The organism is Chromohalobacter marismortui (genome assembly GCF_004364315.1).
Lineage (GTDB): Bacteria > Pseudomonadota > Gammaproteobacteria > Pseudomonadales > Halomonadaceae > Chromohalobacter > Chromohalobacter marismortui.
This window is the reverse complement of the sequence record NZ_SOBR01000006.1, coordinates 131,121-143,485: the sequence shown is the minus strand read 5'-3', so window position 1 is coordinate 143,485 and position 12,365 is coordinate 131,121. Positions and strand designations below refer to the sequence as shown.

The following is a 12,365-nucleotide window of genomic DNA, read 5'->3' as shown; positions in this document are numbered from 1 at the left end:
CGCCAGCCTAACGTCTCGCACCCGGTCCCGCACCTGTCATGACAGCCGGTAAGCGAGCGCGTACACTCGCTGGATTGTCACGAGCAGGGTAGGGAATGCACAAAGCCGCGACTTCATCGAGCCGCCAGCGTTCGCGCTGGAAGGCATTATTGTGGCCGTTGTTGCTGGCCGAGGTGGGTTTTACGTTGGTGTGCCTCGGCGCAGGGGCCTTGATTTGGCAAGCCAGCGACCGTCGCGAATCGGAAAACGCGCTGGCTCGCTTGCAGGCGTCGCACAGTGTCTATGCACGTCAATTGGATGCGCGTCTGACCTCCCAGCAACAGCATCTCTTGATGCTGGCGCGTGGCTCGCGCCGCATTCTTCAATCGATGGCCGAGAATGCCTCGACCTTGTCGGAGGCGTCCCCGGGGCTGCCGGCCGTGCTGTCGCACGACGATACCCAGCGACTCCTGACGCGACTGCTGGACGACTACTATGGCATGGATGCCCTGGTCACCCGGCTCTTCATCCTGCCGGTGGGCATGCGTGCTTTCAGCGTTCCTGAAGGGCAGGACGATATCGACAGCGACCTCCCGCCTTATCAACGTGCGCGCACGTCCACCGATGCGGAGAAGGTGACGTGGTGGAGCGGCGCGCAAACGCCACCGGAACGGCTGGTCGCCACCCATGATGTCGTGTGGAACGAGCGTTATCTCGCGCGGGTAGGGATGGCGATATCCCAGCCACGACTCAAGCGGTTGCTGCATGATGAAACGGGCAACACCGGAGAGCACTGGCTGGTCGATGACGCCGGGCATGCCTTGATGCGTGACGATGCGCCCCGCGTGCTGCCGGACGCGGCGGGGCGCTATGGCATGCAATGGCTGGAGGAAGGGCGCCGCGCATTGATCTGGGACACGCTCCCGGGGACCGGTTGGCGGCTGGTGAGTCGCCTGAGCCTGCCCGACGACAGTGCCTGGCAGACAGCGTTGCCCTGGCTGAGCATCGGTTTGATTCTGGGGAATGTGCTGATCTTCGCAGGCTTCGTCACCGTTCTTTACTGGCGGCTGCAGCGTGAGCAGGATGCCTGGCAGGCGGCGCTGGGCAGGCTCGCCGGCTGGCTTCCTCGAACGCAGGACGATGTGCCGGACGTCAGTGATGTCTCGCCGGCCACCTTGAATGCGCTGTTGACGCGTCTCGAGCCGCCATTGGGTGGCCGCGCACCGAATCAGGCGTGGGACCTGCCGGCATGGCTCAACATGCTGCAGTTACCCGCCTTGCTGACCCACGGCGATGCCATCGTCACCCTGAATGCCATCTTGGCGCGGTTGCTCGGTGAGCGTCCCGAAGCGCGACGCGATGTGCTGCTGGCTGAGTGGCTGAACCCCCGGCTCATCGATGATGAACGACGGCGGGTGCGGCTCACCGACGCTGCAGGGGGGGCGCGCGAATATCGCCTTGAGTGTCTGGCCGTGCAGGGCGAATATTCCGTCTGGGCGTTGATCGATCAGACCCAAGTGAGCGAAACCTTGCATCGTGAGCGCCTTGCGCGTGATCAGGCGCGTGAGGATGCGCGTCTCAAGACGGGATATCTGGCGCATCTGCGCCAGGAACTCGACGCCTGCGTGCAACGGTTGCGCATGCCCTCCGACGCCGGTACGCCTCATCCTCCACCGCAATGGGAAGCGCTGCGTCAACGCCTGGAAGACGTCATGCTGTTGCTCGACACCTTGTCGGAGGGAAAGCCGGCGTCCGATGCACACCAAGGCGATGCCAGCCCCTGGGTACTCGTCGTCGACGACGGTCCCGTCAATACGTTGTTGGCCTGTGGCGTGCTCGAACGCCAGGGGTATCATGTCGAGACTGCGACGAATGGCGAAGAGGCGCTGGCGCTGGCCGAGCACCGAGCATTCGCGTTGGTATTCATGGACATTTATATGCCCAGCCTCGACGGCCTGGAAACCAGTCGTCGTTGGCGGCGCTTGGAGCGTCGGCTGGCGAGACGGCATACCAGCGTGCTGGTGGCATTGACCGCCAATGTGACCGACGCCGATCAAGAAGCCTTTCTGCAGGCGGGCATGGATGACTACCTGGCCAAGCCTTACCGGCCAAGCGATCTGGTCGCCGTGGTGCATCGCTGGATAGGCGCAGGCGTAAGGCCCAAACAGTAGCCGAGACCGAGCATCGTTGCCGCTCGGCGGCCGCTGTCGTAAGGTGTCGAGCCCACGCCGACCCGAACGTATGCAAGGAGAGCGCATGCTCAGTTATCCCGATATCGATCCCATCGCCATTTCCTTGGGTCCCCTCAAGGTGCATTGGTACGGGCTGATGTATGTGATTGGCTTCTTGGCGGTATGGTGGCTGGGGCGCAAGCGCGCCGCGCGTATCGGTCTCAAGGCCGATGATATAGGGGATTTGCTGTTCTATGGGGCGCTGGGGGTCGTCCTCGGTGGGCGCGTGGGGTATGCGATCTTCTACGGCTTCGAGCGCCTGATGGCCGATCCGCTATGGATTTTCCAGGTATGGGACGGCGGCATGAGCTTTCACGGCGGCTTGATCGGCGTTCTGATCGCCGCCTGGTTGTTCGCGCGCAAGCATCGCTTGGCGTTCTTCCAACTGACCGATTTCGTGGCGCCGATGGTACCGATCGGTCTCGGCGCCGGCCGTATCGGCAACTTCATCAATCACGAGCTGCCCGGGCGCGTGACCGACGTTCCCTGGGCGCTGGTGTATCCCGGACTGGGGCCCGAGGGGCGTCATCCCTCACCGCTTTATGAGTTCGTGCTGGAAGGCGTCGTGATGTTCGTGGTGCTGTGGTGGGTCTCTAGCCGGCCGCGTCGGCGTGGTATGATATCCGGCCTGTTCCTGTTGCTTTACGCGGTGTTTCGCTTCTCGGTGGAGTTCGTGCGCCGGCCCGACCCGCAGTTGGGTTTCATCGCCTTCGACTGGCTGACCATGGGCCAATTGCTGACGGTCCCCATGGCGTTGGCCGGCATCGCCTTGCTTGTCTGGTCGCGTCGCCAGCCAATCGACGATGCGCGTGCAACGTCGCCGACGGCGTGAGCGCAGGTATCCAATCCCGGCGCGGCGTTGCTGCGCCTTCATCGTTCAATGTTCGGATGACATGCAGCCTTATCTCGATCTGATGCGCCATGTGCTCGACAATGGCGTGGAAAAAAGCGACCGCACGGGGACCGGGACGCGCAGCGTCTTCGGCCATCAAATGCGCTTCGACCTGGCCGATGGCTTTCCATTGGTGACCACCAAGAAGCTCCACCTGCGCTCGATCATTCATGAGCTGCTGTGGTTCCTGCGCGGTGATACCAATATTGCCTATCTCAAGGAACATCGCGTTCGCATTTGGGACGCCTGGGCCGACGAAGAGGGCGAGCTGGGGCCGGTGTACGGCTATCAGTGGCGCAGTTGGCCGCGCCCGGACGGCGGGCATGTCGATCAGATCGCCAATGTCGTCGAGCAGATCAAGCGCAATCCCGATTCCCGCCGGCTGATCGTCTCCGCCTGGAACCCGGCACTGGTCGACGAGATGGCATTGCCGCCGTGCCATGCCCTGTTCCAGTTCTATGTCGCCGAGGGACGGTTGTCCTGCCAGCTGTATCAGCGCAGCGCCGATATCTTCCTCGGGGTGCCGTTCAACATCGCCAGCTATGCGCTGCTCACGCACATGATCGCGCAAGCGTGCGACCTGGCACCGGGCGAGTTCATTCATACCCTGGGCGATGCGCATCTTTATCTCAATCACCTCGATCAGGCGCGCCTGCAGTTGAGTCGTACGCCGCGTGCGCGCCCACGATTGGTACTCAATCCCGAGGTGGACGATGTCTTCGCCTTCACCTTCGATGACATCGCCATCGAAGACTACGATCCGCATCCACACATCAAGGCAGAGGTGGCCGTATGAGCGAGCCGACGCACACCCGTGTCGATACCGTGGTGCCCATCGCCCTGGTGGCGGCGATGTCGCGCGACCGGGTCATCGGCGTCGACAACGCGCTCCCCTGGCACTTGCCGGAGGACCTCAAGTTCTTCAAGGCCGTGACCATGGGCAAGCCGCTGGTCATGGGGCGCAAGACCTTCGAGTCCATTGGCCGGCCGCTTCCTGGGCGCTTGAACATCGTCGTCACGCGCGATCGTGGCTATCTCCATGACAAGGCCCACGACGGGCTTCAGGTGTGTCATGACCTGGCCAGCGCCCTGGAAGTGGCCGATAGCCAGGCTATCATCGAGGGCGTCGAGGACATCTGTGTGATCGGTGGTGGCGAGATCTTCGCGGCAGCCTTGCCGTGCGCGACGCGGCTTTACCTGACCGAGGTCGATGTATCGGTGCATGGCGATGCCTGGTTCCCGGCGTTCGATGCCACGCAGTGGCAGGAAACCCAGCGTGTGCCGGGACAGGGTGGCGACGGCAAGCCCGACTACGCGTTCGTGCAGTACGCGCGTCGGTGAGGTTGCCAGCACGGCGAAGCTGGCACAGACTTACTCGGTAGCCCGCATGGGCCGGGCCTGTCTACCGTGTCGATGTCATATATCGCTACGCAGACGATTCGAGGCCCAGCGTTCGTTCAAGGCAATCAGGGAGTGCACGCCTTGCTGACCGACCACGCAGACGCCCTGTTCAGGGCATTGGAACATCAGGCCGAGGCTTGCCGTGCCGAGCTCGAGGCGGCTCGTGGACAGGTCGCGGCGCTCGAGTCGGAAAACCGCGCCCTGCGTGAGCGCCTCCTGGCGCTTGCCGAGCTGGAGCCCGACGCCGCCGCAACACCCGTCGCCCAGGCGGAGCTGCCCGACGCCGGCGCGAAAGCCAGAGGGCTGGGCCCCATCGCGTTTCGTGGCCCGCGTCGGTCGGCGGGAGAGGCCGCAGAAGCGCATGCATCTTCCGCCCCTGCCTCCCCGCTGGGCGATCAAAGCAATACCACGGGCGACGCGGGGGGCGAGGCTCATCAGGCACACCTGGCGCTGGGGGCGGAACATGAGCCGCCGTCGCCTCAGGCGCTGCTGGCGCAGTGGTACCGGCGCTATCCGGAAACCTTCTTCAAGGGCCATACGCAACCGCTCAAGACGGGCATTCATCTCGACTTGGTGGCACGTGAACCCTGGCCGGAGAAGCTCGTGCGTCGTGCCCTGGCCTGCTACGTGCATCTGCCGCGCTATCTCAAGGCGGTGCGTGCGGGCGTCATGCGGGTGGATCTCGACGGTCAGTCGGCGGGCGCCGTGACCGAGAGCGAGGCGCGCCACGCCCGCAAACAGCTCGATGAGCTCACCAGGAAGCAGAAAAAACAGCAGAAGCAGCATAACGAGCGCAAGGAATCCGAGCAGCTGGAACGCAAGTTGAGTCAGTTACTCGCCAAGCACGGTCGATGACACTGCAATGCACGTATTGGAAAAAAGGGGCAACGGCCCCTTTTTTCGTGTCGTGACGCCACGTGTGTCGCAAGGTCATGATCAATGGCATACGACTTTTGTAGCAAAATACGCCCGCTCGACACGCTAGCCCCTTGCCAGCCATCGCCTGAGTCGTAAAGATGAGAAGTGCCTCAGGCGTCACGCCAATGTCATATTGGCGGCGTAAAGTGGCATCAGGCCTTTCAAGGCCGGCTGGCGGGAGAGGTGACCTTGACCGGATCGTCAGGAAGCGCGGAAGGAAAACAGTGTTTTTTTCTTGTTGCGTTATCCAAAAGACCGGTATAAGGTTTCCCTGCGAGCATTGGATAACAACAAGGCTTTATGAACTCGTCTCGACATTGCCCAGGGCATCTCGAGAAATAATCGGGTCGAAAGCCGACTGCATTTGCAGACACGATCGAACAGTAAGCTAGTTAAGGAACCTATCGCGATGAAAAAGACACTCCTAGCGACTGCCGTTGCCGGCGCCATCGGTGCTACAGCAGGTGCTGCCCAGGCGGCCACTGTTTACAACGAAGACGGCACTCAGCTCGATATCTACGGCAATATCCAGATTGCCTACAAATCAATCGACACCGGTAGTGATACCGAAGACGAGCTGTTCGACAACGGCTCGACGGTCGGCTTCAAGGGTCAGCATGTCATCAACCCGGGGCTGATGGGCTACTTCAAGGCCGAGTTCGAACATACAGCCGATGAAGAAAAGTCTGAGGGTGGTCTCAGTTCCGGCGACCAAGCGTATCTGGGCCTGAAGGGCAACTTCGGTGATGCCCGCGTGGGTTCCTGGGATGCGCTGATCGACGACTGGGTCCAGGATCCGATCTCCAACAACGAATACTTCGACGTCACTGACAGCAACTCGCTGATTGCTGGGGACGACGGTGTAAATACGCAGAATTCTGACACCGATCGTGAAGGCGACAAGATTCAGTACATGTCACCTGTCTTCGGTGGCCTGCAGTTTGCGGTGGGTGCACAGTACAAAGGTGATGCTGAAGGCGGTTTCGACGACGAGGGTAATCCCGTAGGTGAAAACGTCTCAAGTTCTGGTAACGCCGCATTCTTTGGTGGTGCCAAGTACACTGTTGGTTCTTTCTCCGTCGCAGGTGTCTATGACAACCTCGATAACTACGACGGCGAAATCACTGGTAGCACCTATTCTGGCGGTCCGCAGGCTGGTGATGACTTCGATGCTGGCGACCAGTTTGGTGTGACGTTCCAGTACACCATGGAAGCACTGCGTCTCGCTGCCAAATACGAGCGTTACGAATCCGGCAATACCGACTATCTCCCCGATGAGAACCGTTATGCGCTGGGCGCGCGTTACGGCTATGGCATGGGTGACATCTACGGTTCCTACCAGTACGTCGACGTGGGTGGCGGCGATCTCGCCGATACGCTCTCTGACGAAGCGCAAATTGGCGATAACGTCGATTCTCGCAACGAGATCGTGCTGGGCGCCACTTACAACATCTCGCCGGCCATGTATACCTTCGTCGAAGCTGCTTGGTATGATAAACAGCAAGATGCGGATGACGGCGTGGCCGTGGGTGCCGTCTACAGCTTCTAAGCTGTCGATGCCCCAGCGATCTTGACGGTCGCGAATAAAACGAAGCCGGCTCATCATGAGCCGGCTTTTTAATGGGTCTTCAATAGTCGATGAGAGCCGTGGCGGACGTTTGTCGCCTCAGGGTGCCGTAAGGTGGCGAATGCTACGTCGCTTGATTCGTGGCCGTCGCCGAGGATGACTGCGCCAGGATACGGCGGGCATCGTCGCGTATCTCGTCGCGCCAGGCACTGGGTTCCAGAACCTCGACGTTGGCGCCCATTCCTTTCAGCCACCACAAGGTTTGCTGGTCGTCGTGTAATTCGACGCTGAGCCGTTGCCAATCACTATGCGGCAGTGGCGTCAGTGTCTGCTTGCTTGCCAGCGGTGTCTCGGCGAGTAGCCAGGCGACCTGCGGGGCGACATTGGCAAGCAGGTGGATAGCCTCGCACGATTGCCGGTAACCGAAGGCGCCATCCGCGATATAGGCATCGATATCGAACGCTGGCGTTTCTCGCCACGGCACCTGACTGAGGGTCGCTCGATGTATCCGGTGGAGTGCAAACTGACGCAGGTCGCTGTATTCCCCTACGGTCGCCACCACATAAGTGACGCTGTGACGGCTGACGAGCCCCTGGGGATGCAGAACCATGGCCTTGTGCTCCTCACGACTGCGCGAGAGATAGCATACGTCGATGGCCTTGTTTTCCAGCAAGGCATGCGTCACGCATTGCCATATGGAGGCGTCGACGGAGGCGGGGAGCAGGGCTTTGCCGTTGGGAATGGCCCGCACTCGTTTCCTCCACTGGCTCAAGCTGTTGCCTTCCAGGTCGTCGAGTAGACGATGGGCGTCGGCGAATTGTGGGGAGAGCTGTCCCAGGACGACGGGTGGCAGAATGCCCTTGAGATATTCTTCGGCGAGAACGAATGTGAGGGCGCTGGGTAAATCCAGCGCCGGGAGGCTGCTTTGAAACTGACGGTCGAAATACCAGCGAAAGGGCTTTTGGGTATCGTCGCAGATCAAAGGGAAATGCAACGCCAATTTGTCACGCAGGTCGCGTTGCAGCGAGCGAGTATCGACCATGAAGCCGCGTTCGCGAAGCTTTTCCAGCAGTACGGGGGTTGAGATGCGGCCCGGACTACGCGGGATTAGCTGCAATAGAGTCAGATAGCGAAATAGCGTATCGCGAACGTGAGCCATGAGGTCCTCGAAGAATGGTTACGTTTTATTACATAAGGGTTATCGGCACGACTGGACGTTGCTTTAGAAGATTCGGGTATTTAGTCCGCCATATTGAATGACGCCAGGTGTTTCATGCGGGTCGCGATAGGCAGGGGAAGGTGGTGCGTCCACTGGTAATCCAGGGCGAGCATTCGGGTATGAGAGCGCCATGTCTCGATGAGTCTGCTGTCCGGCGGTGTTGGCGTGAAATCCGGGTCGAGACGTGTCCGTGATGTCGGGGCGTGAACGCGGCATTCTGCGTGCAGCCGGTCGGTCGTGGCTTCCTGTTCCAGTGCAGGGTGAGTGAGTAGCCAGTCATGGACTTCGTGAGCGGGGTGGGGGATCTTCGAGAAAAACAGTACCGCCGAGGTCGGTAGCATATACCCCTGCTGTAGTAGCAGGCTGTTGATTTCATGGTCCCAAGCCAGGTGCCACATAGTGCGGGAAGACGGGGGCGGAAGCAGGTAGCCCAAGGCGCAGTGCCAGACCAGATGCGCTTGCAGATAACGGCGATGCGCTGCTTCCAGTGTTGCACTGAAGCGTGCATCGAAATAGATGCAGCGCCCGTCGGTAGTGGCTGTCACGACCCGATCATCGATGACGGGAACGAGCGTGAGGCTATCGGCGAGATCGGCATTCAACGGGCAGCTATCGTGCCAGTGTTCACGATCCGCCACCCATGACGCGAGCTGCTCTTCTTTCAGCCTCACGGTATTGGCTTGTTGGCGTGCGGCGTACGACGCCAGCGGCGTCACCACTCCCTTGCTCATAGCGAACTCCTGTGCACGTTGAGGTATGCAAGAAGTATCGAGGGAAGTAGCGACAACAGATGTCGCATTGGGAATTGGCAGCCGCTTGCTATCAGGAAAAGGCATCTGTCTGGGGATAAAGGCGCTATCGGGGCCGCGAGCGCGCGGCCCCGATGCAGCTTAAATTTGTCCCAGGAGCTGCATGTTGCTGCGCAACTCGTCGGGAACGTCCTTGATCAGTACCAGGTTTAGTTCCTGAGCCCCCTCACGCTGGGCGACGCTCTCTCCCAAGGTAGGATGGATCTCATTGGGGCTGAGCGTGTACATGGCGCCTGTCAGCGGATCTACGATCAACCAGCCAATGAGGCCACCGAAGACGAGGTTGCCACCGATATACCAGCCATTGGGCGAACTGGAGATGGCAATGGTGCGTGATTCATAGCCATCTTTACGAAGCGTGACGCTATAGTGCTTGCCTCCGAAATAAGAGCCATCCGCTTTTTTGAGCGTGACGGTCGTCGGCGTTTCGCCCTGGAAGATGTCTTTATTTGTCTCGTCGGTGATCACAACCTGTGCCTGGGAAGGCGTACTGTTGATCGTTACTTGCTGGTCCTTGTCACCGACGATACTGGCGCAACCAGACAGCGACACCATACCCGCTGCGCAGATAGCTGCGGCAGTCATTTTTAGATTCATGATGTTCCCTTGCGTAAATCGAATTTTAATTAGCCTTGAGAGGCGGCGGGATATTACGCAATTGGCGAAATATTAGCAATATTTTATAATAAAAATTCGAATTAATGTCGCTTTGGAAGGCGCGCAAGGCATGATGGCGCCCCCATCAGGATTCGAACCTGAGACCTTCCCCTTAGGAGGGGGACGCTCTATCCAGCTGAGCTATAGGGGCGGAGCGGGGTGAGCATTATAAGCGTCCCGGGGCTCGGGATAAACCCGTGCCATGCGTCGGGTTGGGATTGGCCAGCGGATAGCGCGGTGGCGTCTTGCCGACCAGGTAGTATGCTTCGAGTTCTTCCTGTGGCATGGGATGGCCGATCAGAAAGCCTTGCGCCATGTCACAGCCCAGATGGCGCAGCACATCGAGTTGCTCGGGCGTTTCGACGCCTTCGGCGAGAACGGTGCGTTGCATGGCATGCGCCATATCGATGATACCGCTGACGAAACGGCGCTGTTGGGGCCTCTCGACAAGATGGCGAATGACGGCCTGATCGATCTTGACGATATCGATGGGCAGCTGGCTGGCGTAGGTCAATGACGAGATGCCGGAGCCGAAATCGTCGAGGGCGATCTGGGCGCCCAGGCGTCGCGCATGCTGGAGCTGGTTATAGGCCAGGTCGATGTCATGAAACTGGGTGGTTTCCACGACTTCCACATTGAGAAACGGCGAGACGAGTTCATGGTGCTGGCGTGCTTGCGCCATGTCGTCGGCGAGCTGGCCGGATTCGACCTGATCGCGGGTGACGTTGATGCTGACGGTAACGGCCATGTGGCAGGCTTGAAAGCGTTGCGCGGTGCGCGCGGCCTGATGTACGAGCCAGGTGCTGTAGGCATGCTCCAGCGACGAGTGATTGACGATATCGATGAAATGGTGAGGCTCGAGCAGGCCCTGGTCGGGGTGATGCCAGCGCACCAGCGCTTCGAAGCTCACGATGCACTCATCGGCCAGCGACAGGATGGGCTGATAGAACAGCGCTAACTCTTCCTGCTCCAGGGCGCTCTGCAAGCGCGTGTAGAGGTCGTATCCATCTCGCGGGTGACGCTTGCTCATCGCGACGCGGTTCTTGCCTTGTCCCTTGGCTTCGTACATCGCGCTGTCGGCGGCGGCGATCAGCGCATTCGCGGCATACTGGCTATCCTCGGTATAGGCGACCCCCACCGAGGCGGAGAGCGTGATGCTGTGTCCGCTGCGCAGGTTGATGGGACTGATCAAGTCGTCGAGGATCTTGCACGCGACCTTTTCGGCTTTTTCCGCGCTGCGCATGCCCGCCAGTGCAATGACGAACTCGTCGCCCCCCAGTCTGGCGACAAGGTCGGTGCTGCGTGTCTGCTGCTTGAGCCGCTGAGCGATGATCACCAGCGCTTCATCGCCCGTGGCGTGGCCGTAGGTATCGTTGACCGGCTTGAAGTCATCGAGGTCGATGAACAACACGGCGACGCCGATGCCGGTGTAGGAAAGTCCGGATAGCAGGTTTTCCAGCGCTCCCCCGAAATGCTCGCGATTGAACAGGCTGGTGAGCGGATCGTAGATGGCGCGCCGTTCGAGGCGTGCCTGTCTCAGATGTTTCTGAGTGATGTCGCGAAACACGGCAATGTAATGCGTGATGGTGCCATGGACGTCGTGGATCGCCGAGATGGTGACGTTCTCGATGAGCTGACGGCCATCCTTGCGGACACTCCAGATATCGCCTGTCCAGTACCCTTGTTGGTGCACGGTGGTAAACAAACTGGCATAGAACTGCGCATCGTGTTTTCCCGAAGACAGCAGATGGGGCGTGCGTCCCACGGCTTCCTCGGCACTATATCCCGTCAATTGCGTGAAGGCGGGGTTGACGTCGATGATGCGCTTTTCGGCATCGGTCACCAGGATGCCGTCATGGGTGCTGTCGAACACTGCCTCGGCCAGCGTCAGGCGCTCCATGGCGAGCTTGCGCGCGGTGATATCGGTGAGATAGCCATGCCATAGCATGCCCCCGTTGGCCAGTCGTGTGGGCATGGCGGCGCATTCCAGCCAGCGTTGCCCACGGGTGGGGTGGTCATAACGAAAGCTGCTTTGCCAAAGCCTGAGCGATGTGGTGGCGCATTCGAATGCGTCACGCATCTGCTGTCGGTCCTGCGGATTGATCCGTGCCAGTAGCGTCTCGGGGTCTTGTTGCAGCGCATCGCGGTCGATGCCGCAATAGTCGGCCAGCCGGGGGCTGATGTAGGGGAAGCCGCTCTGTCCGTTGGGCCACTGCCGATATTGAAACAGCACGCCGGGTGCCTGGGCACTGAGCTGTTCGAGGAGATCCCCCTGGATGCGCCACCGAGGGCGTGATCGATGCGGCTTATCGATGTCGCGCTGCACGCTGATCAGGTAGCAATGCCCCTCTTGATTGTACAACGGCGCCAGTATCAGTTCGCTGTCGAAGCGCGTGCCGTCCTTGCGGCGGTTTTCCAGGGTCAGCGTCAGCGGCGTGCGTTCATTGATGGCGTGTTGCAAGCGACGGTTGGCCTCTGACCCCGGGTCACCTGTCTGCAGTAAGCGGCAGGAGCGCCCCAGGACCTCTTCGCGCGTAAAGCCGGTGAGTTGCTCGAAACCTTCGTTGACGAATACCAAGGGGCAGCCGGGCTGGTCGCCATCGGCAATCGTGAGTGCAGTGCCTGGCACTTCCAGCAACTCGAACAGTGACTGAGGCAAGGTATGTGGGGCCAAGGTTTCGTGTCCTCTACG

Annotated in this window: 10 protein-coding genes and 1 tRNA gene; 6 read left to right on the top strand and 5 right to left on the bottom strand. The window is 60.3% G+C overall.

Annotation, left to right across the window (positions count from 1 at the left end; translation table 11 throughout):
* Window positions 1-95: 95 nt before the first annotated feature.
* The 6 genes from C8E00_RS13260 to C8E00_RS13235 all read left to right on the top strand — a co-directional run bounded on the left by C8E00_RS13260 (window position 96) and on the right by C8E00_RS13235 (window position 6,970).
* Window positions 96-2,150: a response regulator gene (locus C8E00_RS13260; protein ID WP_133698001.1), complete on the top strand. Its 2,055-nt coding sequence runs from the start codon at window positions 96-98 to the stop codon at window positions 2,148-2,150.
* 85 nt (window positions 2,151-2,235) lie between these two features.
* Window positions 2,236-3,042, top strand: coding sequence for a prolipoprotein diacylglyceryl transferase (lgt, locus tag C8E00_RS13255; protein WP_133698000.1), 807 nt, complete (start codon window positions 2,236-2,238; stop codon window positions 3,040-3,042).
* Between the two features lie 61 nt (window positions 3,043-3,103).
* A complete protein-coding gene (locus tag C8E00_RS13250) occupies window positions 3,104-3,898 on the top strand; it encodes a thymidylate synthase (protein ID WP_133697999.1) in 795 nt (264 codons plus the stop codon).
* Window positions 3,895-4,443 carry a dihydrofolate reductase gene (locus C8E00_RS13245; RefSeq protein WP_133697998.1) on the top strand — a complete coding sequence of 183 codons (549 nt, stop codon included), beginning with the start codon at window positions 3,895-3,897 and terminating at the stop codon, window positions 4,441-4,443. Before C8E00_RS13250 ends, C8E00_RS13245 begins: the two co-directional genes overlap by 4 nt.
* Before the next feature lie 141 nt (window positions 4,444-4,584).
* Entirely contained in the window at window positions 4,585-5,358 is a 774-nt protein-coding gene (locus C8E00_RS13240) for a ProQ/FINO family protein (protein ID WP_243833195.1), read from the top strand.
* Window positions 5,359-5,830: 472 nt separating this feature from the next.
* Complete coding sequence (locus tag C8E00_RS13235; protein ID WP_133697997.1) at window positions 5,831-6,970, top strand: porin; 1,140 nt, start codon at window positions 5,831-5,833, stop codon at window positions 6,968-6,970.
* A gap of 142 nt (window positions 6,971-7,112) precedes the next feature.
* On the opposite strand, the gene C8E00_RS13230 is transcribed toward C8E00_RS13235, so the two are convergent.
* The 5 genes from C8E00_RS13230 to C8E00_RS13210 all read right to left on the bottom strand — a co-directional run bounded on the left by C8E00_RS13230 (window position 7,113) and on the right by C8E00_RS13210 (window position 12,347).
* The gene (locus tag C8E00_RS13230) at window positions 7,113-8,147 is read right to left on the bottom strand and encodes a helix-turn-helix transcriptional regulator (RefSeq protein ID WP_133697996.1); all 1,035 of its coding nucleotides are present in this window, start codon (window positions 8,145-8,147) and stop codon (window positions 7,113-7,115) included.
* Between the two features lie 80 nt (window positions 8,148-8,227).
* On the bottom strand, window positions 8,228-8,938 hold the full coding sequence (locus C8E00_RS13225; protein ID WP_166638325.1) for a DUF2201 family putative metallopeptidase: 711 nt from the start codon (window positions 8,936-8,938) through the stop codon (window positions 8,228-8,230).
* 159 nt (window positions 8,939-9,097) lie between these two features.
* The gene (locus C8E00_RS13220) at window positions 9,098-9,613 is read right to left on the bottom strand and encodes a peptidase associated/transthyretin-like domain-containing protein (protein ID WP_133697994.1); all 516 of its coding nucleotides are present in this window, start codon (window positions 9,611-9,613) and stop codon (window positions 9,098-9,100) included.
* 134 nt (window positions 9,614-9,747) lie between these two features.
* Window positions 9,748-9,824, bottom strand: a tRNA-Arg gene (locus C8E00_RS13215).
* A 15-nt stretch (window positions 9,825-9,839) separates the two neighbouring features.
* Entirely contained in the window at window positions 9,840-12,347 is a 2,508-nt protein-coding gene (locus tag C8E00_RS13210) for a sensor domain-containing protein (RefSeq protein WP_166638324.1), read from the bottom strand.
* Window positions 12,348-12,365: the final 18 nt, after the last annotated feature.